Annotated in this window: 16 protein-coding genes and 1 tRNA gene; 10 read left to right on the top strand and 7 right to left on the bottom strand. The window is 64.0% G+C overall.

The window, feature by feature from the left end; genetic code table 11:
* The first annotated feature begins 8 nt into the window (after positions 1-8).
* Both AC1DVS_RS18045 and AC1DVS_RS18040 read left to right on the top strand, forming a co-directional pair.
* Positions 9-1,058 (top strand): YeiH family protein, encoded by a 1,050-nt coding sequence (locus AC1DVS_RS18045; protein WP_478025300.1) that lies wholly within the window; start codon positions 9-11, stop codon positions 1,056-1,058.
* Between the two features lie 616 nt (positions 1,059-1,674).
* On the top strand, positions 1,675-2,529 hold the full coding sequence (locus AC1DVS_RS18040; RefSeq protein ID WP_478025299.1) for a hypothetical protein: 855 nt from the start codon (positions 1,675-1,677) through the stop codon (positions 2,527-2,529).
* A gap of 15 nt (positions 2,530-2,544) precedes the next feature.
* Here AC1DVS_RS18040 and AC1DVS_RS18035 read toward each other — a convergent pair whose 3' ends face one another.
* On the bottom strand, positions 2,545-2,865 hold the full coding sequence (locus AC1DVS_RS18035) for a hypothetical protein (RefSeq protein ID WP_478025298.1): 321 nt from the start codon (positions 2,863-2,865) through the stop codon (positions 2,545-2,547).
* Between the two features lie 168 nt (positions 2,866-3,033).
* Between AC1DVS_RS18035 and AC1DVS_RS18030 the strand changes: the two genes are divergently transcribed.
* Positions 3,034-3,110: transfer RNA gene (locus AC1DVS_RS18030), tRNA-Pro, on the top strand.
* 1,574 nt (positions 3,111-4,684) lie between these two features.
* On the opposite strand, the gene AC1DVS_RS18025 is transcribed toward AC1DVS_RS18030, so the two are convergent.
* Positions 4,685-5,191, bottom strand: coding sequence for a hypothetical protein (locus AC1DVS_RS18025; RefSeq protein WP_478025297.1), 507 nt, complete (start codon positions 5,189-5,191; stop codon positions 4,685-4,687).
* Positions 5,192-5,609: 418 nt separating this feature from the next.
* On the opposite strand from AC1DVS_RS18025, the gene AC1DVS_RS18020 reads away from it, so the two are divergent.
* Together AC1DVS_RS18020 and mobA are read left to right on the top strand one after the other, a co-directional pair.
* Entirely contained in the window at positions 5,610-11,105 is a 5,496-nt protein-coding gene (locus AC1DVS_RS18020) for a M10 family metallopeptidase C-terminal domain-containing protein (protein WP_478025296.1), read from the top strand.
* Between the two features lie 113 nt (positions 11,106-11,218).
* Complete coding sequence (gene mobA, locus AC1DVS_RS18015; RefSeq protein WP_478025295.1) at positions 11,219-11,782, top strand: molybdenum cofactor guanylyltransferase; 564 nt, start codon at positions 11,219-11,221, stop codon at positions 11,780-11,782.
* A gap of 180 nt (positions 11,783-11,962) precedes the next feature.
* On the opposite strand, the gene cobA is transcribed toward mobA, so the two are convergent.
* The 5 genes from cobA to AC1DVS_RS17990 form a co-directional block, all read right to left on the bottom strand.
* Positions 11,963-12,748 carry a uroporphyrinogen-III C-methyltransferase gene (gene cobA, locus AC1DVS_RS18010; protein ID WP_478025294.1) on the bottom strand — a complete coding sequence of 262 codons (786 nt, stop codon included), beginning with the start codon at positions 12,746-12,748 and terminating at the stop codon, positions 11,963-11,965.
* On the bottom strand, positions 12,735-15,335 hold the full coding sequence (locus tag AC1DVS_RS18005) for a molybdopterin-dependent oxidoreductase (RefSeq protein ID WP_478025293.1): 2,601 nt from the start codon (positions 15,333-15,335) through the stop codon (positions 12,735-12,737). The genes cobA and AC1DVS_RS18005 overlap by 14 nt, the downstream gene beginning before the upstream one ends.
* Positions 15,336-15,498: 163 nt before the next feature.
* A complete protein-coding gene (nirD, locus tag AC1DVS_RS18000) occupies positions 15,499-15,837 on the bottom strand; it encodes a nitrite reductase small subunit NirD (RefSeq protein WP_478025292.1) in 339 nt (112 codons plus the stop codon).
* Entirely contained in the window at positions 15,834-18,356 is a 2,523-nt protein-coding gene (gene nirB, locus AC1DVS_RS17995; RefSeq protein WP_478025291.1) for a nitrite reductase large subunit NirB, read from the bottom strand. The genes nirD and nirB overlap by 4 nt, the downstream gene beginning before the upstream one ends.
* A 43-nt stretch (positions 18,357-18,399) precedes the next feature.
* Complete coding sequence (locus AC1DVS_RS17990) at positions 18,400-19,638, bottom strand: nitrate/nitrite transporter (protein WP_478025290.1); 1,239 nt, start codon at positions 19,636-19,638, stop codon at positions 18,400-18,402.
* Between the two features lie 551 nt (positions 19,639-20,189).
* Between AC1DVS_RS17990 and AC1DVS_RS17985 the strand changes: the two genes are divergently transcribed.
* From AC1DVS_RS17985 to AC1DVS_RS17965, 5 genes are all read left to right on the top strand, one after another.
* A complete protein-coding gene (locus AC1DVS_RS17985) occupies positions 20,190-21,500 on the top strand; it encodes a CmpA/NrtA family ABC transporter substrate-binding protein (RefSeq protein ID WP_478025289.1) in 1,311 nt (436 codons plus the stop codon).
* Positions 21,501-21,524: 24 nt separating this feature from the next.
* Positions 21,525-22,514 (top strand): nitrate ABC transporter permease, encoded by a 990-nt coding sequence (ntrB, locus tag AC1DVS_RS17980; protein ID WP_478025288.1) that lies wholly within the window; start codon positions 21,525-21,527, stop codon positions 22,512-22,514.
* 15 nt (positions 22,515-22,529) lie between these two features.
* On the top strand, positions 22,530-23,333 hold the full coding sequence (locus AC1DVS_RS17975) for an ABC transporter ATP-binding protein (RefSeq protein WP_478025287.1): 804 nt from the start codon (positions 22,530-22,532) through the stop codon (positions 23,331-23,333).
* 167 nt (positions 23,334-23,500) lie between these two features.
* Positions 23,501-24,724, top strand: coding sequence for an alginate export family protein (locus AC1DVS_RS17970; RefSeq protein ID WP_478025286.1), 1,224 nt, complete (start codon positions 23,501-23,503; stop codon positions 24,722-24,724).
* A 202-nt stretch (positions 24,725-24,926) separates the two neighbouring features.
* Positions 24,927-26,297, top strand: a complete 1,371-nt coding sequence (locus AC1DVS_RS17965) for a glycoside hydrolase domain-containing protein (protein WP_478025285.1) — start codon at positions 24,927-24,929, stop codon at positions 26,295-26,297.
* Positions 26,298-26,301: the final 4 nt, after the last annotated feature.

Here is a 26,301-nt window from a genome sequence, read left to right as displayed (position 1 = left end):
AGGCGGGCATGGCGACCCGACCCACCAAACTCCCGCTGCCGATGGCCGCCGACCTCTATGGCGATATCGAGCCCTCCCCCAAGGCGAGCTGGCGCGGCTATTGGCCGGGCCTGGCGATCGTCGCAGCGGGCACGCTCGCCGCCGGCTTCCTGTCGGATCATTACGGTGTGCCGCTAACCCTGATGGCGCTGCTGATCGGCCTCGCGCTCAACTTCCTCAGCGCCGATGTGCGGCTGACGCCGGGCCTCGCCTTCGCCTCACGCTCGCTGCTGCGCTGGGGGATCGTGCTGGTCGGAGTGCGGATCACCGTCGGCCAGATTGTCGCACTCGGGCCGATGGCCTTTTTCTGCGTGCTGGCGATCGTCGCGGTGGCGATCGGCGCCGGTATTCTCGCCGCGCGCCGGCTCGGCTTCGACACCGCGTTCGGAGTATTGGCGGGCGGGGCGGTGGCGATCTGCGGCGCCTCCGCGGCGATGGCGCTCGCCACCACGCTTGGCGAGAAGCGCGCGAGCCAGGCGCAGCTCACTTTGGTGTTGGTCGGCATCTCCGCGATGAGCGCGATGGCGATGATGGTCTATCCACTCATCGCCCATGCCCTCCATCTGAGCGACCTCAAGGCCGGCTTCCTGATGGGCGCCGCGATCCACGACGTCGCCCAGGCGCTGGGTGCGGGCTATTCCTATTCGGAGGGCGCCGGCCAGATCGCCGCGATCGTCAAGCTAACCCGCGTCGCCCTGCTCGCGCCGGTGCTCGCGGTGGTGGCGATGTTCCTGCGCGGGGAGGGGGCTCAGGCCAAGGGGCCGGGCGTGCCCTGGTTCGTGGTGGGCTTTTTCGTGCTGGCCGGGATCAACAGCTTCGGGGTGATCCCGGCGGGGGTGGCAGGCGGAGCCGAGAAGCTGGCATCCGGCCTGCTCGCCGCCGCGGTGACGGCCACGGCGATCCGCTCGCCGCTCTCGCAACTGCTCGAGGCGGGGCCGCGGCCGCTTCTTGTGATCCTTGCTGCGACCCTGGTTGCGTTCGGACTGGCGCTTGGGGCGGCGTGGTTCCTGATCGGGTAGCGGGGTGCATCGGCCTCCCCATGGCCTTTGCAGGTCGCATTAACCCGATGCAGGCGTTACAATATTCTTGTAATATTCATTCGGGCCGATGAATCTTTCGAGGCTAATAACCCCTCGTCGGCAACCCCGCCTGGGTAATGGCATAAGCGGCATGGCATTTATGCGAACCGACGTGCGTTGAAAATTCCAAGCTCGCCCTTCGTCGCAAAATAGAGACCGAATATATCGAGCGCGTGGTCCATCAACTCATCGTGAAAGGTTTGTTCTGCTCCGAAGCATGTCATATCTGCACTAATAATATCAAGTATAGAGTTTTGAGAATCGTAAAAGATATAGGCAAGCCCTCTTCACCGGCCGATTCCGACAGGCCGGCGGGGGCGCGCGGCCGCCCCCGCGACCGGCTGTCGGCAGCGTCTTTCGAATGTCTCGACAATGGGAAAGAGCAGGATCCGTGCGCGCGGCAGCGGATCCGCCCGGACCATAGCAGGGAGGAGAAGCGGTTGAAGTCAGCCAAGCCCGGCGCGCGAAAGCCGAGGCCGGGGCGTATCGCGACTGGCAATTGACCAGAGGTCGGCTATCAATCCGACATGGCGGGATTAATCGGGGGAGACGGGTGATGGCCAGCAACCGGAACAGGCGCCTGCGCGCACTTCTCCTCATTCCCCTGATGTTGCCGCTGATGGCCAATCTCAACATCCTGGTCGACCAATCCACCAACGTGATCATGGCCGATGGCGGCTCCGTGGCGCCGGGCACGGTGGTGACCGCCAGGAAAGGCGAGGTGTTTTATCGCCAGCCGCTCGGCCGCTCGCATGCAGCGTCGCTCGACGCGGATGTCTCCTTCACGTTCCTCGGGCAGCCGGTCACGGTTGGCAAGGACGATCAGCTCATCGAGTCCAAAGTGTCCGGCGCAGCGACGGCGCTGATCGGTGAGCATGATGCGCTCTATTGCACCGCCCCCAGACTGACCGGCAAGAAGCGCGTCGTCGGCTTGTCTGAGCTCAGCGAGATCGGCATGGATTTCGAGGCGATTGCCAAACTCAGGCACGTTCAGGTCCAGTCCTGCCTGATCGATTCGCATGCCGACGGCACGATGGACAGGGCGTTCGTTGCCGACACCTCCAACCGGAACGAGATCACCTCAGTCGCCATCACGCCGACGCCTTTCCGCAAATTGGGGATCGCGCGGATGCCCGGCGAAAGCGAGGCCCGCATGGTCTTTGACGGGCCCGGCGGCATCATGGGCAATATCAGCACCAGCTTCCAGATCGTCGAGGAGGGCAAGCCGCTGAAGTTCAGCAACGGCCAGACGCTGTTCAGAGGCAGCGAGATGCCGCGGACTATCGAGAGTTTCGGCGCGCGCTTCACGATTCTGTCCTATGACGGCAAGACGAAGTCGGCCCAGATCCGCATCGAACACCCGTTCGCGCCCATCCCTTATAGCGTGAGGACAGTGTTCGAGCGGCGGTGATCGCGCTCGGCGCTTTTACTTCAGTTGCAGCGGCGGGTTGGTCTTGACGCACGCCATAGTGACCGATCGCAATTCCTCGTCGGGAAGCTTTCCGCTCAATTGCTGAACGGATTTGGTCGCGAGAAGCTGGTCCGCAGCACAGGTGCAAACGGGCGTAACGTCAAAACCCGCGGCGGCCGCACCCTTTGCCGTGGATATACAGGACTGAATCGCGTTGGTTCGGAAACTCTCCCGAAAAGCCTTTTCGTAAGCCGTTTTATAAGCCGTTTGATAATCAGAGCTTTCCTGCGCTGGAAATGGCGATGAAACGACGAGGAGAATCGCGGCGATGATCATGCGCTACGGATAGCATGGCGCCTGCGCGTTCGCTAACCCCCTGATTCGCCTTCCGGGTTGGGCCACCCTTGTCCCATGGCTTGCCGCACCTGCCGCGACGGCCTCGACACAGGGCAAGACTCACAGAACTTGCGCCCGCGAGAACCAGCCCCTAGGGGAGGCGCGCGTCGGGGAGTGGCGCAGTCCGGTAGCGCGCCTGCTTTGGGAGCAGGATGTCGCAGGTTCGAATCCTGTCTCCCCGACCATTTTACCAAGCAGATGAAGCTGGGCGGAAGTCTCGAAGCGCGCCAGGGGCTGGCCCTTTAGCCAGCGTTAGCGATCATCACCAAAGGCGGAGAGTAGAGGCTCGGGCGCGTGAGCGCGGAGCCACACATGGCTCGACAAGGAGATGCACTAAGCCGCTTCGGCATGTGCTAAGGTCGACGCCTGTTGAAAAGCGGACGCTTATCCGGGAAGTAGCGCGCTGGGTACGGGGTCGGTAGCCCATTGTTGTACAGAAGCAGACGACTTAGCTGATAGGCCGCTCTGGTCCCGACCGATCAGGCGGGGGAAGCTCTTGCCAACGATTCCGCCCGATTTTCCGCCTGAGCCGCCTAAGATACAGCAACGCTCGCTGTTTGGAGAGCAGATTTGAATTCTCTTCAATAATCCTCTCAACCTCGGGGGAGAAAAATCTGTGCCTTTCGAATGATTTAATTGACCGCGCGGCGACTATGACAGTTTGTCGTCGTCCCTCCAATAACGATGAATCCTGTAAGGAGGGTAAGTGTATATCAAGTTCATTCAAAATGACCGGTCTCAATTTATTGGTCCATTGCTCACGATACCAGGTTCGGGCAGTTGCAGCAGACTCTTCACCTTCGAATTTCGCGCCGTACCCGAGCTCACCCAAGCTGTGTCGAATTTCGCCTAGGGTGTCGAACGGGTAATAGTACCGCGTACCTTCATGAACGTCTTTGAAAGTACCTCGAAGTAAATCCATCGTAATATCTATCTTTTTTGTGATGGCTACGTAGTCAGATAATTGAGGAGGGTTGAGATACGTGTACTCTATTACTTCATGAATGGTTTTAATGGCGCTCTCGTAGAGAGTTCGAGCGCCGGTCAGAAAGCTCGTCCGCTTCTGGAAAAGTGCGCCAAGCCAAGCAGCGGGAACGGCCAAGAGCAACGGAACGAGGTCCTTGAAGACCCTGTACTGGCTCAGGTCCGCTGTCTTTCCCCAATTGCTAAGCTTTAGCCCCAACAAAATGAGACAAATTATGTAAATTAGAATTAGAGCCAGCCAAATCCCCAGACCACGCCGAGTCATCGTATTCTCCTACTTTCTTGCATGCGACGGCGACGGCGTCGGCCGCGAACACGCAGGGCGGCGATCGAAGGCGAAGTGGACATCCTGACTGTACCTAGGCCTGACTTGTGCAGCAGCATTCTCACTACGACGGTAAATAGCTCTCAAAAATATACAACATCGGGCACAAACTTCGCACTTTGGGTCATCGCCGGCGAGAAGAGTGTCTATGGCGGTAGAACCTTCTCTCAGGGGTTTGGCGGTCGGACCGTTCACACCGCGGTCTACACGCTGAGCGATGAAGGGTTGTCGCGAGCAATGCATTTTGAACGCTTAGCCCCGAGTGCCGACCAGCTACGGAAATTCCTTGGAAAAGACGCGAAAAGCTAGCCGTTTAAAAGTTATCGCTTTGCGCCCCGTCGTAGACTGGCGGCCGAATGCGGCGCTGCATCATGCTGTGTCGTGTGGTTTTTCTGGGTGCGTGACACCGGCCGCGATGCACTCGTCTCTCCCGCAGAACTCGCCCCCGCGCTACTTCGCCTCCGGGAGCCCAGGAGCCGGCTCCACGGTGTCCGAGACCGCCTGCGCGCCGCCGGGCCGAGCTGCCGCGACCTCGGCGTATCCGCCGCAATATTTGGCGCGCGCCGGGTCGCCGGCGACTTGCACGCCGCAATAGTCGCTGGGCCGCATGACCACGTTGCGCAGAACCAGCGCCTTCCCATTGCGCAACTCCAGCGTCAGATGCCCGTCCGGGCCCACCCGGACAAAGGCCGTGGAAAGAATCTGACGCCCCCGGGCCTCCGCGGGCGAGTCCGCCAGCGGACCGGGAGCGGATTTCTTTGCTATGGCCTCCGGCTCCGCGGTCGGCTCCATAATGGCTGGCTCCGGGTTCCCGATGCCTCGGCCGCTCGAACCTGGGACGGTGGCCCCTGAAAAATGGTCAGGACTGGGCATGGCGGCTTTCTGGGGCGAGGGCGTGCAGGCGATAAGCATCGACGAGATCGGCACCGAAGAGATCGATAGCAGAATGCGGAGCATCGCGCCCTCCGAGGGATCATGAGCACAGCCCGTGATACGCGAACCGCGATCTCGTGTCACGAGTTGGCCGGGTGAGCCTGGTCGAGCCGATCATACTCCGCAGGGTCTCCACCCGGGTCTGCAGCGGCTCCTGCCCGGGCCGGTCCAGCCTCTCCAGCAGCCTGCGTCACGGCGCTATCCGGCAGCGTTCCAGCGCCGTTTCCCGATCCTGGAAACCTCGGGGCCGACCGAACACGCTTTGCCCTTGACCATGATGAACACACCGTAAATACATATGACATCAAAGAGAATCACGGACTTTTCCCGACATAGACACAAATGTGCATGGCGTGAGTCTTTCGTGGGCGCAATCGAGGGGAACATTATGCTCAATTCGGATTTCGGCTCCGACATATCCAACAACGGTATTGGTTCAGGCATGGATCAGCCGTTGGACATCCCCACCGTGGTCGGTGAACTGGAAGTGGGCGAGGGCGCCACTAAAGGCGGCGCCGACACGAAGACCACCCTCCCCAGCGCCGGTGCGAATTCTCCGATCAACGGGGAATTGCTGACGCTCGGCACCAATCCGGATGGAAGCCACTTCTTCACGGGCATCCGCAACATCGATGCGGCCCTGATCGGCTCGAAGTGGAGCACCACGAACCTCACCTATAGTTTTCCGACATCGGGCTCGAACTATAGCGGCAGCGGCTATGACACCAACGGCGTCAGCCTCTACCATGTCGACCTTGGCGCGCAGCAGCAGGCGGCAGCGCGTGCGGCCTTCGCCCAACTCTCGGCGGCGACTGGACTGACGTTCACCGAAATCACCGACACGGATACCGTCCACGCCAACATCCGCATCTCGCAGACTGCCGACCAGGACGACGCATCCGCCTACGGCAATTTCCCGTCCGATACGAAGGGCCTCGCCGGCGACATCTGGTTCGGCCGCAACAACCAGCCCTATTATGATCTCGCCTTCAAGGGGACATGGGGGTTCGCCACCATGTTGCACGAGATCGGCCACACGATGGGGCTGAAGCACGGGCACCAGGATTACACGAACACCGATCTGTCCGGCTATTTCGGCAGCGGGCCGCGTTTCGGCAGCCAGTCCCTGACCCCGGATCGGGACGGACAGGCCTGGTCGCTGATGACCTATACGCCCGCGCCCTTCACCAACAGCAATTTCGCGGGTGAAAAGATCAACCAGCCCCAGACATATATGCAGTATGATCTGGCCGCGCTGCAATATCTGTACGGCGCCAACTACAACACCAATTCCGACGACAGCGTCTACACCTTCAGCCAGACGACCGGCGAGATGTTCATCAACAATGTCGGCCAGGGAGCGCCGTCGGGCAACAAGATATTCCTCACCATCTGGGACGGCGGCGGCAACGACACGATCGACGCCAGCAACTATGCCAATGGCGTCACCGTCGACCTTCGCCCGGGCGAATTCTCGACCGTCGACCAGGCACAGCTCGTCAACAACCTGGCTTATCAGGGCCTGGTCAACCTGGCGCCCGGCAACATCGCCATGTCCCTGCTTTACAATAACGACGCCCGGTCCCTGATCGAGAACGTCAAGGGGGGCGCAGGCAACGACGTCTTTGTCGGAAACACCGCCAACAATATTCTCGATGGGGGCGCCGGCAGCGACACGGTGATCTTCACCAACATAACGGGCGTTACCGTTATCCTGAACAATTTCGGGACGGACGTCATCGTGAACCACGATGGCGAGACGGACACACTGCGCAGCATCGAAAACATCGGCGGAACCGCCGGCAATGATTACCTGCTCGGCAATTCCGAGAACAACACGCTCACGGGCGGTTCCGGTGGGTTCGATCAGATATCGGGCGCTGCCGGCGACGACCGGCTGATCGGTGGCGGCTTTACCATTGTGAACAACGCCATCATCACCAAGGCCCAGTCCACTGCCAATCTGAGCACGGCCACGGCAATCAATCCGCAGACCAGCAACGCCTATACGCTGGTTTCCGACTCCAACATCACCAACTCCACGACGACTCCGCACGCTACCATCAACGCCACCTCAACCGGGGGCGGGCTGGAATATTACCGTGTGGACGCCACCGCGGGCGCGACGGCCATTTTCGACATCGATTTCAGCAGCATCGATACCTGGATCGAACTGGTCGACAGCACGGGCACTGTCATCCTGGCCAATAATGACGACAGCATCGCCGATGCGGGCAGTTCAACCGGGAACAGCTACCTGACCTGGACCTTCGCAAGCGCGGGAACCTATTATCTCCGCGTCGGCCGGTGGACGCAGAATTCGGACACCACAGCCCAGCCGCTGGCGGCCGGCACGACCTACACGCTGAACATGTCCCTGAGCACGGCCACGGTGAACACCGCGCCGTTTTCAGCCACCAACACCAGCAGCGCGTCGCTGCGGGGCGGCGAGGGCAATGACTATCTCCAGGGCACGCTTGGAAACGACACGCTGAACGGCGGCAACGGCAACGATACCGCGTCGTTCGTGATGGCCTTCAGCAACACGGCAACCGGCGTCACGGTCGATCTGAACACGCAAGGCGTGGTGCAGGACACAGTTGCGGCGGGCCACGACTTGCTGAACCTCATCGAGAACCTGGTCGGTTCGCAGTATAACGACACCCTGACCGGTGACGGCAATGACAATGTCATCGAAGGCGGCCTGGGCAGCGATACGCTGGCTGGCAACCTAGGCAACGACACCGCTTCCTATGCGGGCGCCACGGCCGGTGTGACGGTAAGCCTCGGCCTGCAGGGCGCGGGGCAGAACACGGTCAACGCCGGCACGGACACGCTCAGCGGCTTCGAAAACCTGCTTGGCTCCGCCTTCAACGACAGCCTTACCGGGGACGCCAACGCGAACACCCTTTGGGGCGGTGCGGGCGACGATACGCTCAACCCGGGCACGACCGCGGTTGGCATCGTGGATCTGCTGGACGGCGGCATCGGGTCCGATACCGCTTCCTTCGCGGGTTCCGCGGCCGCCGTCACGGCCACACTGAACGGCGCGTCGGACGGCACCGCCACCGTCGGCGGCAATCAGATCGCCACATTGCGCAGTATCGAGAACCTGACCGGCGGCACGGCCGCCGACATCCTGACCGGTGACGCCAACGCCAATGTCATCGAAGGGGGCCTCGGCGACGATGTCCTCGACGGCGGGCTGGGCGTGGATACGCTGGCCTTCACAGGTTCGACCGCGGTGACGGTCAATCTGGCCACAGTGACGGCCCAGAATACGGGCTGGGGCAACGACACGATCCTGAACTTCGAGAATGTCCGCACCGGCTCCGGCGCCGACAACATCACGGGCGACGGCAACGACAATATCTTCTTCGATGGCGGCGGCGGCGACACATATAACGGCGCCGGCGGGGCGGACACCGTCGATTATTCAGCCTCCACCTCGACGGTCACGGTCAATCTCAACACCGTCACGGCGCAGAACACCGGGACCTTCGGGGGCAGCGACACGATCACCAACATCGAAAACGTGGTCGGTGCGGCTGCCTTTGCCAATACGCTGACCGGCAACACCCTGGGCAACCAGCTGACCGGCGGTGCCGCGGCGGACCTCATCGAAGGCCGCAACGGCAGCGACACGATCTTCGGCGGCGCCGGCAATGACACACTGCTGGGCGGCACGAGTGCCTCGCTGGACGACGGCAGCGCCGACACACTCGAAGGCGGCGCGGGCAACGACTATCTGTCGGGCGGCCAGGGCAACGACATCCTGCGCGGCGGCGATGGCGACGACTCGCTGGTCGGCGGGGTAGGCAATACGTCACGCCAGTATTTCACCGGGGTCGACGCCGGTAACGACACATATGACGGTGGCGACGGAAGCGACACGGCGATCATGATCTATGACGGCCGCCTCGGCGTCGGCGCGAGTACCGTCGGCATCGCCTTCGATCTGAGGAGCCTTGCCGGGAACAGCGACATTACCGAAAACGGCGTGAGCGTCGGCTCGCTGACCAGCATCGAAGCCCTCATCTTCCGCGGTACCACTGTCAACGACACGGTCGGCGGCACTGGCTCGGCTGACAATATCTTCGGCGCCGCTGGCGATGACGTGCTCGATGGCTGGTACGGCAACGACCTGCTCGAGGGCGGGGCCGGTAACGATACCCTGATCGGCGGCGAGGGCCTGGACACGGCAACCTATGTCAGCTCCACGGCGGGTGTGAACGTCGATCTGCGGATCGAGGTTGCCCAGAACACTGGCGGCGCAGGTGTGGATACGCTGAGCGGCATCGAATATCTGACCGGATCGGCCTTTGGCGACACCCTGCGGGGCACTGACGATTTCAATCTGATCGTAGACACTGGGGTCGGCACGGGCGCAACGGCGCTCAGCCAGACGGATTCGCTGTTCGGCTATGCCGGCAACGACAGCGTTCTGGTTACGCGCGGCACCCCGGGCACAGCCGTGGCGACCAACATCAACATGGATGGCGGCGACGGCGACGACATGATCGAGCTGCGTGGCGGCACGCTGTCGGTGGCGCTGGCGACAAACACTGCGGGCTTTATCGGCCAGACCTACCTGGCGCTGGGCGCGACCTCCAACGACCGAAACCTGGATGTCGTGACGGTCGATGGCGGCGCGGGCAACGATCGCATCATCCTGACTGGCGTTGCCAGCGCCACGGTCAACGCCGGCACCGGTGCCGACATCGTCAGCATCAGCATGCGCGGTGCGACCAGCGTTAACAACTACCAGATCACGCTGGGTTCCGGCGCCGACACCATCCAGTTCGGCGTCGGCTCCAACGCGGCGAATTCGACCGATGTGGCGGTTACGGCCCGGACCAGCCGTGTGACCGATTTCCAGATCGGCGACACTGGCGACAAGTTCGAAATGACGGACTTCCTCAATCGCGGCTTGACCGGATACACCGCGAACAGCAACGCCTTTGCCGACGGTCACCTCCGTCTGGTGCAGTCGGGGACGGATCTGCTGTTGCAAAGCGACCGCGACGGCGTCGGTGCGACCAACAGCTTCGTGACCATCTTCACGATCAGCAACGGCTATACGGGTGGGTTCACCGCCTACAATTTCGATGGTTTCATCGGCGACCTGACGCTGACGGGCATCGGCGCCCTGAACGAGAAGCTCACCGGCGCTACCGGCAACGACACTCTCAGCGGAGGGGACGGCAACGACAAGCTGATCGGCCTGGCCGGGAATGACACGCTCGACGGCGGCAACGACAACGACATGCTGCTTGGTGGGGCAGGCGACGACACCTTGATCGGCGGCGCCGGGAACGACACCGCCAACTATAGTGACGCGACCGGCGGCGTGACGGTGAGCCTTGCGCTTGCCGGCGCGCAGGCGACAGGATGGGGCAACGACACGCTTAGCGGGATCGAGAACCTGTCCGGGTCAGCCTTCAACGACACACTGACCGGCGATGCGGTCGCCAACATTCTGTCCAGCGGGGCTGGCGACGACAGTCTCAATGGCGGAGCGGGTGCTGATTCCCTGTTCGGTGGCAGCGGGGCGGACACCTTCGTGTTCAACCTCGGCACCGGTCAGGATACGGTCGGTGACTTCGTGTCAGGCACAGACAAGCTCAATCTGTCGGCTTTCTTTGCCGATTTCACCTCGGTGCAGGCTGCGACGCAGGATGTGGGCGGCAATGCGGTGATCGACCTGGGCGGCGGCAACACCGTGACGCTGACGGGTGTAACATCGAGCCAGCTGCAGTCGGGCGACGTCATCGTGTCAGGCGGCGGCGTACAAATACCGTTGCAGATCGATATCGACGGCGTGCAGGATTGGGTGGCGTTCGCGGACACCGACTACAGCCAGAGCGACGTTCTGGCCCGCCATTTTCCCATCCACCTCGGCCCAATCGCGCTCCCCGCGTGGGAACACGCTCTTTGAGCGTTTGCTGAAGCATGCAGTTCAGCGGACAATCGCAGCATTATTGCCGCGATTGTCCGCTGGCGTGTCATGCCTAGGGGGTCTGTGAGCCGCAGCGACATCCTGGAACCGTCATGACCGAGCAGCCTCGAATCCTGGGTGCGGTGCTCGCGGGTGGCGGATCGCGGCGTTTCGGTAGCGACAAGGCGCTGGCGGAACTCGATGGGCAGACCTTGATCGACCGCGCGATTCACGATCTGTCGGCGTGCGTCGAGGCAGTCGCAGTCTGCGGGCGAGAGATGCCGGGCCGGCTCTCGCTGGCCGATCGGCCGCGTGCCGATATCGGTCCGCTGGGTGGCCTCAACGCGGCGCTCCATCATGCGGCGTCGCATGGTTTCGCGGGCGTGCTCAGCACGGGTTGCGACATGCCGGTTTTCCCGCGAGAGCTTGCCACGGCGTTGATCGGGGAGGGGCCCGCGATCGTCGAGGGCCAGCATTTGCTCGGCTATTGGCCGAGTGCGCTCGCGCCGGTGCTGGATGCGCATCTGGAAGCGGGAAGCGATCGCTCGTTAAAAGCCTGGTTCGCGGTGGCGCAGCCGCGACACGTCGTGCCCGATATGGTGCTGCCCAACATCAACACGCCGGCCGATCTGGAAGCGTTTGCACGCGGCGGACGCAGTCCGGAGAAGTCCGGCTAGACGGGTATCCTCACCCCCCGTCATGCCGGACTTGTTCCGGCATCCATCGTTCCGCAAATGCCGTCATCGTTGATCACGATGCGTTCGAGCGAGATTGTGTTCCTCAAACACAATCTTGGCTTTCCGGGGGAAAGCCAAAGCTCGAACGCCGGGACAAGCCCGGGGTGACGAGTATTGGCCTTAGAGTTTCGCCTTCAAGGCCACCTTCTTCACCACCTGCGCCGCATCCACCCCAACCGCGGCAACCGCCTCGCCGATCAGCAGCAGCGCCGGATCGCGCTCGCCGATTGTCCGGACGAGAAAGGCGAGGGCGGAGAGCTTGCCGCGGATCAGCCGCTCGTTCGGCAGCGAGACGTTGACCGCCACCATCACCGGCGTATCGGCCGCTCGCCCGGCGGCAATCAGTTCGCGCGCGATATCGCCTGCCGCCGCGCGGCCCATATAGATTGCGAGCGTCGCATCGGCGCTCGCCAGTCCGGCCCAATCGAGGTCGAGCGTTTCGCCGGCACGGGCATGGGCGGTCACCAGAGTCAGTTTGCGCGCCGATCCGCGCAGGGTGAGCGAGGTGCGCCCGCTCGCCGCCGCCGCGCTTGCCGCGGTGATGCCGGGGCAGATCTCGACCGGAATGCCGTGGCGGACGAGATGCTCGATCTCCTCGGTCGAGCGCCCGAAGATCGAAGGATCGCCGCCCTTGAGCCGGACCACGCGCCTGCCCGCGCGCGCTGCCTCAAGCAGCAGGTCGTTGATCGATGCCTGGTCCTTCGAATGCCGGCCCGACCGCTTGCCGACGCCGACCAGCTCGGCCTTGGGGTTGGCGAGATAAAGGATGCCCGGACCGACCAATGCGTCATAGAAGATGATCTCGGCCGCCGCGATCAGTCGCGCTGCCTTGAGCGTCAGCAGTTCCGGATCGCCTGGGCCGGCACCGACCAGCCAGACCGGCTGGTGCGCGTCACGATGCGACATGGACAGCTTCCCTTGTGGATGTGAGCAACTGGGCGAGGGCAGGGCGGCATGATCCGCAATTGGTGCCCGCGCCGAGCGCCTTGCCGATCGCGGCCACGTCAGTGAGCCCCTGTCCGGCGATCGCCTTGACGATCGTGCGCAGGCCGATGTCGAAGCAGACGCAGACGATCGGGCCGCGATCCTCCTGCGCGCCGGGCGCCCGGCCGGCGAGGATGGTGGGTGCGGCAGCTGCCGCGGTGAGCTGGGCGATCAGCCAGTCGCGCGAGGGCAATATGCCGCTCTTCGTGACGAACAGCACGGCGGCAAGCTTGCCATCCTTGAGGATCGCGATGCGCCGCGAGCCCTGCGCGCGATCGAATGCCTCGATCCGGTCGCCGCGCGGCAGGCAGGCGTCGAGCATTGCCGCATCGCCGACACCCGCCAGCTCGTGCAACACGCCGCCCGGTACCGATATGCGTGTCGACCAGAGGCAATCGGGCTGCACCTCGGCGTCAGCCGCGATCAGGAAGCCGTGCCATTCAGTTGCGACCTTGGCGAGCCGTGCGGGCGTCGCCTTGAACCCGGGCTGGCCTGAATGCGGATCGGTCAGCGGGCGCGGCAAAAGGCCGGTGCGGCCGCCCGTCGACTGGCGATCCGTCCAGTGGATCGGGGTGAAGATATCGCCACGCCGCTGGTCCTCGCTCAGCCGCGCCCGGAAAAGGCTGTTGCCCTGCGGTGTCGCCACCCGGGCGATATCGCCCTCGGCGATCCCGAGCGCGTCGGCATCGGCCGGGTGGATCTCGACCAGAGGCTCCTCGCGGTGGCGCGCGAGCTTCGGGCTCAGCCCGGTGCGCGTCATGGTGTGCCACTGGTCGCGGTAGCGCCCGGTGTTGAGCGTCATCGGCCAGTCGGCGAGCGGGTCAGCGAGCGGCGCCTGATTGACCGGCACGATCCGCGCCTTGCCGTCGGGGGTCGAGAAGCGTCCATCGGCAAAGGCGTTGCCGCCCCAGCGGAACGGCTCCATCGCGTCATAGGCCTGGTTGCCGATCGCCGCGTGTGCGCGCAGATCGAACAGCCGCGCGCCATCATTCTGATAGGCGGAAAGACGGGCATGCTCGCGCCAGATATCGGCAGCGCCGTTATAGGCGAACGCCTGGGCCCAGCCCATCCGGCGTGCGACTTCGCTGATGATCCACCAGTCGGGCCTCGCCTCGCCGGGCAGAGGCAGAAAGGCGCGCTGGCGGCTGATGAGGCGCTCCGAATTGGTGACCGTGCCGTCCTTCTCGCCCCAGCCGGCGGCGGGGAGGCGGACATGGGCGAGGCGGCTTGTGTCGGTATCGGCGATCACGTCCGAGACCACGACGAACGGGCAGGCGGCGAGTGCTGCGCGCACCGAATTGGCGTCGGGCATGCTGACGGCGGGGTTGGTCGCCATGATCCAGATCGCCTTGATCCGGCCCTCGCTGACCGCGCGGAACATATCGACCGCCTTGAGGCCCGGCCGCGTCGCCATGTTGGGCGCCGCCCAGAAACGGCCGACCCGGGCAACATCCTCGGGCGCGAAGTTCATATGCGCGGCGAGTGTCGAGGCAAGGCCGCCGACCTCGCGGCCGCCCATCGCATTGGGCTGGCCGGTGATCGAGAAGGGCGCGGCCCCCGGCTTGCCGATCCGTCCGGTGGCGAGGTGGAGGTTGACGATCGCGTTGACCTGATCAGTGCCGCGCAGCGACTGGTTGATGCCCTGGCTGAACAGGGTGACGGTGCGCGGCCGCGCGGCGAACAGCTCATAGAAGCGCAACAGATCGGCCGGCGGCACGTCGCAGGCCCTGGCAACCGACCAGAGATCGCCGCCTTGATCGAGCGTCTCCCAGAAATTTTCGGGCACCGAAACGCTGGCGGCGAGATAGGCCTGATCGACCAGCCCCTCGCTTGCGCAATAGGCGAGCAGGCCGTTCATCAACGCGACATCGCTGCCTGGGCGGAGCGCGAGGTGGAGATCGGCGTCGGCGCAGGTCTCGGTGCGGCGCGGATCGATCACGACCAGCTTTGCGCCCCGGCTAGCCCGCGCCGCCTGGATGCGCTGATAGACGATCGGGTGGCACCAGGCGGTATTCGATCCGACCAGCACGAACAGATCGGCTTCGTCGAGATCGTCATAGCTGCCGGGGACGACGTCCTCACCGAACGCGCGGACATGCCCCGCAACCGCGCTCGACATGCAAAGCCGGGAATTGGTGTCGATATTGGAGGTGCCGATGAACCCCTTCATCAGCTTGTTGGCGACGTAATAATCCTCGGTCAGCAACTGGCCCGAGACATAGAAGGCGACGCTGCCCGGGCCGTATGTGGCTATGGTATCGGCGAAGCGCTTGGCGACGAGCGACGTCGCCTTGTCCCAGCTTGCGCGGCGTTTGCCGATCATCGGGTGGAGCAGCCGGCCCTCGAGACCGACCGTCTCGCCGAGATGCGTGCCCTTGGAGCATAATTTGCCGTGATTGGCAGGGTGTTCGAGGTCGCCCTTGATCTCGACCGCGCGCCCGCCGAGCGGGGTCGCGGCGATGCCGCAGCCAACGCCGCAATAGGCGCAGGTTGTGCGGATGGCGGTCAAAAGCCCCTCCCCTTCAGGAGTGGTGGGGCAGCCCTGTCCCCCGGACAGGGCAAAGAGCCCCACCACTGGGTTGGGGTGGGGGAGTCACCGCAAGCGCTGGTCTCGGTGAGACGTCCCCCACCCCCAACCCCTCCCCTGAAGGGGAGGGGCTTGAGAAGGCAAGTCACGCCGCCGCCTTCAAGGTCGAAGCCCGGCACAGCAGCACTCGGCCCGCATCGACCTTGACCGGGATGGTCGGCGTGCAGCCCTTGTCGCCGCCCTGTGCCTCACCCGTGGTCAGCGCGATGTTCCAATTGTGCAGCGGGCAAGCAACGCTATGCCCGTGCACGATCCCCTGGCTCAGCGGACCGCCCTTGTGCGGGCAGCGATTGGCGAGGGCGAACACGCGGTTGTCGCTGGTGCGGAACACGGCGATCTCTTCGCCGCCCTCGACCGGGATCGTGCGCGAACCCCGCAGCGGGATCTGGTGCAGCCAGCCGATATCGAGCCATTCTCCAATCATGCCAGTACCTCCACGGCGAGCGGTTTGAATTCAGCCATATGCGCATGCTGTTCGCGCTCGGCGCCGGCGGCGCGGGCCGCCCAGGGATCGTCCTGGCAAAAGCTCTGCGAGAACAGGAAACGGGACCGGAGTGCCTCGCGCCCGACCTCATCCTCGACCACACGCGCGATGATATGCTCGAGCCCGACCCGCTCGATCCACGGCGCGGTGCGCTCGAGATAGCGCGCCTCTTCGCGGTAGAGCTGGATGAAGGCGGCGCAATAATCCATCGCCTCCTGCTCGGTCGAAACCTTGCAGAGCAGGTCGGTGGCGCGGACCTTGATCCCGCCATTGCCGCCGACATGGAGCTCGTAACCGCTATCGACGCAGACGATCCCGAAATCCTTGATCGTCGCCTCGGCGCAATTGCGCGGGCAGCCCGAGACTGCGATCTTGAACTTGTGGGGCATCCAGGATCCCCAGGTCATCCGCTCGATCTTGATGCCGAGCCCGGTCGAATCCTGGGTGCCGAAGCGGCACCAGTCGGAACCGACACAGGTCTTCACCGTGCGCAGCGACTTGCCGTAAGCGTGACCTGAAACCATCCCGGCCGCGTTGAGGTCGGCCCAGACCGCGGGCAGATCCTCCTTCTTGATCCCGAAAATATCGAGCCGCTGTCCGCCCGTCACCTTGACCAAAGGCGCATCATATTTCTCGACCACGTCAGCGATCGCGCGCAATTCCTTCGGCGAGGTGACGCCGCCCCACATCCGCGGCACGACCGAATAGGTGCCGTCCTTCTGGATATTGGCGTGCATCCGCTCGTTGACGAAACGGCTTTGCTGATCGTCGACATACTCGCCAGGAAGCGCGCACAGCAGATAATAATTGAGCGCCGAGCGGCACGAGGCGCAGCCATCGGGCGTCGACCAGTGAAGCTTCTGCATCACTTCGGGGATCGAGCGCATCGACTGGGCGACGATCTCACGGCGGACATCGTCATGGCCGAAGCTGGTGCATTTGCACATCGTCCGGACGGTGCGCTCACCGGCATAATCGTCACCGAGCGTTACCGCGAGCAGGCTCTCGACCAGCCCGGTGCAGGAACCGCATGATGCCGAAGCCTTGCACCCGGCGCGCACCGCATCGAGCGTCTGTGCGCCGCCCGAGATGCACGCAACAACCTTGCCCTTGGAAACGCCGTTGCAACCACAGATCTCGGCATCGTCCGAGAGCGCCGCAACGGCAGACTTAGGGTCCGCAGGCCCACCTCCCTGGGCGAAGGCTTGGCCAAAGATCAGCAGGTCGCGCAGCGGGCCGACATCCTCGCCTCGTTTCATCAGGTCGAAATACCAGCCGCCATCGCCAGTATCGCCGTAGAGGACCGCGCCGACGATCCGGCCGTCCTTGATGACGATGCGCTTATAGACGCCGCGTGCCGCGTCGCGCAGCACGATATCCTCGGAATCCTCGCCGGCGGTGAAGTCGCCCGCCGAGAAGACGTCGATCCCGGAAACCTTGAGCTTGGTCGAGGTGACTGAGCCCTGATAGCCGCTCGGCCGCTCAGCCAGCCCATCGGCCAGCGCGCGGCACATGTCCCAGAGCGGCGCGACCAGACCGTAGACCTGGCCGCGATGCTCGACGCATTCGCCGACCGCCAGCACGGAAGCGTCGCTCGTCACCATATGATCGTCGACCTGGATGCCGCGCCCGACCGCGAGACCAGCCTCGCGCGCCAGTCTCACATTCGGGCGGATGCCGACCGCCATCACCACCAGGCTTGCCGGGATCAGCCGGCCGTCCTTGAGCCGGACGCCTTCGACATGGGTGTCGCCGACGATCTCGGCGGTATCGGCCTCGGTCAAAATGGTCTGACCCCGCGCTTCCAGCGCAGTGCGCAGCAGCCATGCGGCGGCCTCGTCGAGCTGACGCTCCATCAGCGTCGGCATCAGATGGATGACGGTGACCTTCATGCCGCGCAAGGACAGGCCGTGCGCAGCTTCGAGCCCGAGAAGCCCGCCGCCGATCACCACCGCATCGCCGCCCTTTTCAGCCGCGCTGACCATATGATCGACATCGGCCATGTCGCGGAAGCTGATGACCCCGGGCAGATCCTTGCCCGGCACCGGGATGATGAAGGGATCGGAGCCGGTGGCGATCAGCAGCCGGTCATAGCTGGTGGTGCGGCCCGACCGCGCCGTCACCGTCTTGGCGGCGCGATCGACCGCGACGACCGGATCGTCGACGATCAGGTCGATCCGGTTGTCGGCATACCAGGCCCGATCGTTGATCACGATCTCGTCGAAGCTCTTCTCGCCGGCGAGGACGGGGGAGAGCATGATGCGGTTATAGTTCACATGCGGTTCGGCGCCGAAGATCGTCACGCGGTACCGGTTGGGATCGCGCTCGATCAGCTCCTCGATCGCCCGGCACCCGGCCATGCCGTTGCCGACCACGACGAGATGCGCGCGCGTGCCGGCGGCGGAGGAGTCGTCGCTCGTGACTCCCTCGTCGATCGTCCCGTGCCCCTGAAAATCCATCACAATCACTCCGAAAACAAATGATGAGAACCGGGCCGGATCGTCAGATCCGGGCGTCGGCAGCCGCACCCCAGGTCGCGCGCCAGCGGCGCTTGACCATCATCAGGCCACCCAGCGCGACCAGGCACAGACAGGAGAAGATCAGGAAGCCCGACTGGTAGCTGCCGGTGAACTGCTTCGCGACGCCGAGCGAGGAGGCGAGGTAGAAGCCGCCAATGCCGCCCGCCATGCCGACCAGGCCGGTCATCACGCCGATCTCGGCGCGGAAACGCTGCGGCACGAGCTGGAACACAGCGCCGTTGCCGGTGCCAAGCGCGAGCATCGCGACGACGAAGAGGCCGAGGGCTGCCGTCAGCGACGGGGCAGCACTGACCCCGGCAAGCGCCAAGGCCGCGACGATATAGACTGCGGTGAGCGTCTTCACCCCGCCGATCGCGTCGGCGAGCCCGCCACCGAGCGGCCGCACCAGCGACCCCGCGAAGACGCAGCCGGCGGTGGAATAGCCCGCCATGACGGTCGTCAGGCCGAACTGGTCGTGGAAATAGATGGTCAGCGAAGCCGCCAGCCCAACGAACCCGCCAAAGGTGACGCCGTAGAACAGCATGAACCACCAGGCATCAGAGGTCTTCAGAGGCTCGAGATATGCGGTGATGCTCTTCGGCGCGGGCGCGTTGGGAGCGTCCTTGGCCATCAGCATATAGGCGACAAAGACGATGCTGAGCGGGATGCAGGCAAGCCCGAGCACTGCGTTCCAGCCGAACATTTTGGCGAGCGTCGGCGCGAACAGGGCGGCGAAGACAGTGCCGGAATTGCCCATGCCGGCAATGCCCATGGCCTTGCCCTGATGCTCGGCTGGATACCAGCGGCTGGCGAGGGGGAGTGCGATGGCGAAGCTTGCGCCGGCAAAGCCGAGGATGACGCCGAGGGCAAGCGTGCCGCCAAAGCTGCTCACGCCCATCAGCCAGGCCGAAAGCAGGCCGACGATCACGATGATCTGGCTGATCGCGCCCGACCGCTTCGGCCCGATCCGATCAACCAGCAGGCCGTTGACCACGCGCAGGACTGCGCCGGCAAGGGTCGGTGTCGCCACCATCAGGCCCTTTTCAGCAGGCGTCAGCGCCAATGCCTTGGCGATATCGGGCGCGAGCGGTCCAAGCAGGACCCACACCATGAAGGCGAGGTCGAAATACAGGAATGCCGCGATCAGCGTGGGCCTGTGGCCGACACTCCAGAAGCTGCTCTTCTGCTCGCTTTCCTCATTCTGCCAAATCAGCGTTGCCATGATAATCCTCGATCCGATCCGTTCGAAACACGAAAAAAAAGCCGCTTTCCGGCCCCCTCGCGTCGCGAATGAAGACCGGACAGCGGCTTTGCTGTCTGTGGTGGCTCCAGCCCCGCCATTGGGGCCGAATCCTCTGATCGCACGTCTACCGTGCGGCAGATGCAATTTCCACCAAAACGATTCTCTTCGCAAGTGCAAAAATACCGCGGCGCATCATTTTTGTCTCGAAAATCTCTGGAGTCGGCACCCGCAACGAGGAGATTCGATCGGAGAAAAGAGGATCTGTGTGAGGCAAGGACCGGAATTTGCACGCTTTTGAGATATCTTTCCGCACCGCACAAAAAAAGCTTGCGCAGCCCCCGAATCGGTGACAGCCTTATTGGGTCAGCACGATGACGTGCCGACACGGATAAGCGATCCGGCCCATTGAGGGGCAGGATCGCTGTGCTGCCCCGAGGGGCATGCACTGGCAACGACGCCGCCCGAACCGGTCCACACGACCGCTGTTCGAGGCGGTTTTTTTTCGTCTCAAGCATTCGGGGGAATTGGCGATGGACACGGAAGACCAGAGCGCAAAGGTTGATGGGGGCGCAACGCTCGAGCGGCGCGGATTTCTGAAGCTGGGTGGTGTTGCAGCCGCCACCGCGACACTCTCTTCGATCAGCACGCTGTTTCCATCCGGCGCCTTCGCAGCTGGGACGGGGCCTGAGGTCACGGGTGCGAAGCTCGGCTTCATCGCGCTGACCGATTCCGCGCCGCTGATCGTGGCGAAGGAAATGGGGCTGTTCGCCAAATATGGCATGCCAGACGTGACCGTCGCCAAGCAGGCGAGCTGGGGCGCGACCCGCGACAATCTCGTGCTCGGCTCGGGCGGCGGCGGAATCGACGGCGCGCATATCCTTTCGCCGATGCCTTATCTGCTGACGCTGGGTGCCGCCGGCAAGGTGCCGATGAACATCCTCGCCCGGCTGAACGTCAACGGCCAGGGCATCTCGGTCGAAAAAGCCTATCTCGCCGCCAAGGCCGATATCAACGCCGCGAAGATGAAAGCCATCATCGCCCAGCGCAAGGCGAGCGGCAACAAGATCAACATGGCGATGACCTTCCCGGGCGGCACCCACGATCTGTGGATCCGCTACTGGATGGCGGCCGCAGGTATCGACCCCGACAAGGATGTCGATCTGATCACCATCCCGCCAGCCCAGATGGTCGCCAATATGAAGGCGAACACGATGGAGGCATTCTGCGTCGGCGAGCCGTGGAACGACCAGCTGGTCGCGCAGGGCATCGGCTACACCGCTGTGTCGACCGGCCAGATGTGGATGAACCATCCCGAAAAGGCGTTCGGCATGCGCGCCGACTGGGTCGCGGCGCACCCCAATGCAGCGATCGCGCTGACCGCGGCGATCATCGAGGCGCAGCGGATCTGCGACAATCCGGCGAACAATCTGAAGCTCGCCACCATGATCGGCGGTCGCGACTGGCTGAAGGTGCCGGTCACTGACATCCAGGATCGGCTCGCCGGCAATTTCACCATGGGCGATGGGCGCGTGTTCAAGAACGCGCCGTTCAAGATGAAGTTCTGGGCGGCGAACGCGTCCTTCCCGTACAAGAGCCACGATCTGTGGTTCCTCACCGAGGAACAGCGCTGGGGCAAGCTGCCGAAGACGCTCAACAAGATGGCGGTGATCGGCCAGGTCAACCGCGCCGATATCTGGCGCAAGGCGGCTGCTCTGGCCAAGGTTCCGGCGGCGCAGATCCCCAAGGGCGACAGCCGCGGGGCCGAGCATTTCTTCGACGGCAAGGTGTTCGATCCCGGCAATCCGGCGGCCTATCTCGCCAGCCTCGCCATCAAGCGCTGAACAGGAAGGGCAGGGGGTCTTTCGATGAATACGCAACCGACACCATCGCGGGATCCCTTGCCCCAACCGGCAAGCACCGCCGGCACCAAAGCGGAGGCCGAAATCATTCGGCACCCCAACCCGCCCTCGCCGGCGCGACTGAGCGAAATGACGAGCCCGGCTCCGGCGGCGGCATCGGTCATGTCGCGCTATCTCGCGGCCTTGCCCGATCACCTGCGCTCGGTGGCGACCAATGTCCTGCCGACGGTCGTAACCTTGATCGTGCTGCTCGGGGTCTGGCAGGTCATTTGTAACGGAGAAGGATCGTCGCTGCCGAGCCCGCTCAAGATCTGGACTGACAGCCATGAGCTGATCGTCCATCCGTTCAAGGGCGTTTCGCTCGATTTCGGCGGGCTGCACATCGCCGAGGGCGGCGATGTCGGGGTCGCCGGGCATATCATCGCCAGCCTCAAGCGCGTGGCGATGGGCTATGGCCTCGCCGCGATCCTGGGCATCGCGCTCGGCATCCTGATCGGCCAGAGCGTGCTTGCCTATCGGGCGCTCGATCCCCTGTTCCAGGTGCTGCGCACGATCCCGCCGCTCGCATGGCTGCCGATCAGCCTCGCCATCTTCCAGCAGGCCGGGCCGTCGACTGTCTTCCTGATCTTCATCACCGCGATCTGGCCGGTGATCCTCAATACCGCCGCCGGCGTCCAGGCGATGCCGCCGACCTATCGCAATGTCGCCCGCGTGCTGGCGCTCAGCCCGGCGACCTATTTCTTCCGGATCATGCTGCCCGCGACGGTGCCGTACATGTTCACCGGCCTCAGGATCAGCGTCGGCATGAGCTGGCTGGCGATCGTCGCCGCCGAGATGGTCCAGGGCGGCACCGGTATCGGCTTCTTCATCTGGGACAGCTATAACAGCTCGCTCCTCACCGACACGATCGTCGCGCTCGTCTGGATCGGCATGGTCGGCTTCACGCTCGACCGGCTCGTGGCCCTGATCGGCCGCCGCATCGCACATCAGGCTTAAGGGAGGATCGCTGACATGAAGCATCGCGCTTATCTCGCCCTTGAGGGCATCACCGTCTCCTTCCCGACCCGGCGCGGCACCTTTGTCGCGGTGAAGGACATCGACCTTTCGATCGAGAAGGGCCAGTTCGTCGCGCTGATCGGCCATTCGGGCTGCGGCAAATCGACCCTGCTCAACGCAATTGCCGGGCTGGTGAAGCCGGCGCGTGGCGTCGTCTTCCTCGACGGCGATGTGGTCGACGCGCCGGGCCCCGACCGGGCGGTGATCTTCCAGGATCACTCGCTGCTGCCCTGGATGACGGTCGAGGAGAATGTGCGCCTCGCGGTCAACCAGACCACGCCCGGCAAGACCAGCGCCGAGCGCCGCGACTGGGTGTTCCACAATCTCGAGCTGGTCCAGATGGCACATGCCGCGGGCAAGCGGCCGGGCGAGCTGTCGGGCGGCATGAAGCAGCGCGTCGGCATCGCCCGCGCCATCGCGATGAACCCGCGCGTGCTGCTGATGGATGAGCCGTTCGGCGCGCTCGACGCGCTTACCCGCGCCAGCCTGCAGGATGCGGTGATGGCGATCCAGGCGCAGCTGAACAATACGGTGGTGATGATTACCCATGATGTCGACGAGGCAGTGCTGCTCGCTGACCGGGTCGTGATGATGACCAACGGGCCCGAGGCCGGGATCGGCGAGGATCTGGCGATCGACCTGCCGCGTCCGCGCAACCGGATCGAGGCGGCCGACATGCCGGCATACGGCCATGCCCGGCACGAGATACTCCACTTTCTTCACCAGCGCTTTTCGAACCCGGTCGACCGGGCGGCCTGAGCCGGGAGGGGCGCCGGGCCTGGCGCTGAAATCCAACCGGGCTGCCGGTGGCGGCCCGATGCCGGTGATGCCTCGCATCGCCCGGTGACGTGTCACGAACAAGGGAAGGGCCGCGCAGACGGCCGTCCGGGGAGAGGGCACTCAACAAGAAAAAAGGGGAATTTTCGATGCGTGCTTATTTGCTGGTTGCAACTGCGCTTACGGCCGTCGCCGGAGCGACGCCTGCCATGGCGGACGATATCAAGATCAAGCCGCTGATCGATGCGCGGTTGCGCTACGAACATGTCGAGCAGGCGCCGATCGCCAAGGACGCCGAAGCCATCACCGCTCGGATCAGGGCCGGGTTCGAGGCCAAGGTCAGCGATTTCAGCTTCCTCGCGGAGGCCGAGGGCACGCTCGCCATCTCCGAGCATTATAATAGCGGCCTCAACGGCAAGACCATGTTCCCGCTGGTTGCCGATCCGGAGAATGTCGAGCTCAACCGGCTCCAGCTGCAATATCGCGGCATTCCCAAGACGGTGGTCACGGTCGGCCGGCAGCGGATCAATCTCGACGACCAACGCTTTGTCGGTTCGGTCGGCTGGCGCGACAATGAGCAGACCTTCGATGCAGCGCGGGTCGAGTGGAGCGGCGTCAAGAACCTCAAGGCCGATGTCACCTATGCCTGGTCCGACCGCACCATCTGGGGCATCGATGGCGGCAATAATTTCGGCCCGGCGCGGCTGCAGGCGATCAGCGGCGACAATGTCTTCGCCAACCTCGCCTTCACGACCAAGATCGGCACGCTCACTGGCTTCGCCTATCTGGTCGATCAGGACGAGACACCGGTGCTCGGCAACAGCAGCCAGACCTATGGCGGCCGCTTTGCCGGTGCGCACCCGTTCAGCAAGACGGTGAAGGTGACCTATGCCGCGAGCTTCGCTGTGCAGAGCGACTATCACCGCAACCCGAACAATTATTCCTCTAACTATTATGCGGGCGAAGTCGGGCTTGCCGTGAAGGCGTTCACCGTGGGTGCCGGTCTCGAGATCCTCGGTGCCGACAAGGGCGTTGCGCTCACCAGTTTCCAGACGCCGCTGGCGACGCTGCACAAGTTCAATGGCTGGGCCGACAAGTTCCTCGTGACGCCGCCCAACGGCCTGCGCGATGCTTATGGCTCGGTCGGCTATGGCTGGAAAAAGGCGCTCGGCTTCGACGCGATCGGGGTGACGGCGATCTATCACCGCTTCGGCAGCGACCGGCTTGGCCTGCGCTACGGCTCGGAGATCGATGCTCAGCTGAGCGTGAAGAAGGGCAAATATACCGCGCTCGTCAAATTCGCGGATTATGACGCGCACAGCTTCGGGACTGACACGAAGAAGCTGTGGGCCTCGCTGGAATGGGCGCTTTAAGGTCTGGTACCTGATCGGCGACATGCCGGCGCTATGGGCTGATTCCCTCGCGGGTTGAATCAGCGGAGATATGCGACACCCAGGTGTCGCATATCTTCACGCCCCTCCAATCGACTTACCACCAGATCGGTACCATCTCCGGGCAAGACTCCATCCGGAATCGATATGATCCGGCATCGTTGCGGCAACCGGGAGCATGGCCATGGCATCGATCATCGACGTATCGAGCACCTGCGGCAGCAAGGCAGCGGCGCTGGTCGCGGGCGGGGTCAGGACAGTCATCCGCTATTATTCGCGCGACACGATCCGTCCGTCGAAGCGGCTGAGCGGCGCCGAGGCCGAGCAACTCGCCGCGGTGGGTCTGCGGCTCGGCATCGTCCATGAGGGCCGGCACGGCGACACAGCGAGCAACTTCGACCGACCGACCGGCGTTGCCGATGCGCAATATGCCCGCAGCTATGGCGCGACGACGATCGGCCAGCCGGCCGGCTCAGCGATCTATTTCGGCGTCGATTTCGACGCGAGCCCGGCCGAGATCCGCGACCGGGTGCTGCCCTATTTTCAGGGCGTGGCAGATGCCTTCGCGGTGGCGACGGGCGAGCCCGATTATATCGTCGGCGTCTATGGCAGCGGCGCGACCTGCAAGGCAGTGCTCGATGCCGGTCTCGCGGCGCGCGCCTGGCTGGCTCAGTCGACGGGTTGGACCGGCCATGCCGCGTTCCTGAGCTCCAATCGCTGGGCACTGAACCAGGGCCCGGCCACCACCGTCGCCGGGGTCGAGTGCGATCCGGACACCGCGGGCGAAGGCCATGATATCGGCGATTTCGTGCTGCATTCCCTGGTGGTGCCGGCTGGACCGGCGGCTGGCCCGGGCGCATCGGCTGTAGCGCCGATGCGGGTGAATGCGCGCAGCGGGCTGAGGCTGCGCGCCGGGCCGGGGACTGAGTTCAACATCGCGAAGCTGCTGGTGTTCGGCACGCTCGTCCATCCGCTCAAGAGTGTGGGCAGCTGGACGATGGTCGATCTCGAAGGCGACGGGGTTGCCGACGGCTTTGTCAGCGGTGCGTTTCTCGAGGATGTGGTGCCGGAATCGGGGCGCACCGGGGCTGCACCGTTGGCGGCGGCGGGGCATCCCACCCCAGACTCAGTGCATGTGCCCGAGCTGATCCGGCAGGGGAGTTCGGCCGCCGGGCTGAAAGCAGCGCGGCAGACCGCCAAGGCCTCGCTGCCGGGCTATCCGACCAATGGCTGTGCGGCGCATCTGAGCGCCTTGCTCCAGCAGGCCGGTATCGATGTGGCAATGACCTGGGGCGCGGGCAAGCTGGCGCATGTGATGGCGGATCGCGGCTGGACGCGGATCGCGGTCGGCAAGCAGATCAGCGGCGACATCGGCGTCTGTTTCGACAATGACCCGACCCCGGCGGGCGCCGACCATATCTATCTCGTCGTCAGCACCTCAGGCCCGGACGAGATGAAGGTCGCGGACAACCAGCGCACGACCGACGAGACGCATGTCCGGTTCGCGACCGGGCATGGCAAGACGCCGACCGAGTATTTTCTCCGGGCGCTTTAGCGAT

Source organism: Sphingomonas sp. P3_C5, from assembly GCF_056402635.1.
This window is presented reverse-complemented; position numbering and strand designations above follow the sequence as displayed.

Excerpts from the sequence above, each read along its gene's own strand:
- AC1DVS_RS18045 (WP_478025300.1), top strand. The coding sequence starts at position 9 with ATGGCGACCCGACCCACCAAACTCCCGCTGCCGATGGCCGCCGACCTC.
- AC1DVS_RS18040 (WP_478025299.1), top strand. The coding sequence starts at position 1,675 with ATGGCCAGCAACCGGAACAGGCGCCTGCGCGCACTTCTCCTCATTCCC.
- AC1DVS_RS18035 (WP_478025298.1), bottom strand. The coding sequence starts at position 2,865 with ATGATCATCGCCGCGATTCTCCTCGTCGTTTCATCGCCATTTCCAGCG.
- AC1DVS_RS18025 (WP_478025297.1), bottom strand. The coding sequence starts at position 5,191 with ATGCTCCGCATTCTGCTATCGATCTCTTCGGTGCCGATCTCGTCGATG.
- AC1DVS_RS18020 (WP_478025296.1), top strand. The coding sequence starts at position 5,610 with ATGGATCAGCCGTTGGACATCCCCACCGTGGTCGGTGAACTGGAAGTG.
- mobA (WP_478025295.1), top strand. The coding sequence starts at position 11,219 with ATGACCGAGCAGCCTCGAATCCTGGGTGCGGTGCTCGCGGGTGGCGGA.
- cobA (WP_478025294.1), bottom strand. The coding sequence starts at position 12,748 with ATGTCGCATCGTGACGCGCACCAGCCGGTCTGGCTGGTCGGTGCCGGC.
- nirD (WP_478025292.1), bottom strand. The coding sequence starts at position 15,837 with ATGATTGGAGAATGGCTCGATATCGGCTGGCTGCACCAGATCCCGCTG.
- nirB (WP_478025291.1), bottom strand. The coding sequence starts at position 18,356 with ATGGATTTTCAGGGGCACGGGACGATCGACGAGGGAGTCACGAGCGAC.
- AC1DVS_RS17990 (WP_478025290.1), bottom strand. The coding sequence starts at position 19,638 with ATGGCAACGCTGATTTGGCAGAATGAGGAAAGCGAGCAGAAGAGCAGC.
- AC1DVS_RS17985 (WP_478025289.1), top strand. The coding sequence starts at position 20,190 with ATGGACACGGAAGACCAGAGCGCAAAGGTTGATGGGGGCGCAACGCTC.
- ntrB (WP_478025288.1), top strand. The coding sequence starts at position 21,525 with ATGAATACGCAACCGACACCATCGCGGGATCCCTTGCCCCAACCGGCA.
- AC1DVS_RS17975 (WP_478025287.1), top strand. The coding sequence starts at position 22,530 with ATGAAGCATCGCGCTTATCTCGCCCTTGAGGGCATCACCGTCTCCTTC.
- AC1DVS_RS17970 (WP_478025286.1), top strand. The coding sequence starts at position 23,501 with ATGCGTGCTTATTTGCTGGTTGCAACTGCGCTTACGGCCGTCGCCGGA.
- AC1DVS_RS17965 (WP_478025285.1), top strand. The coding sequence starts at position 24,927 with ATGGCATCGATCATCGACGTATCGAGCACCTGCGGCAGCAAGGCAGCG.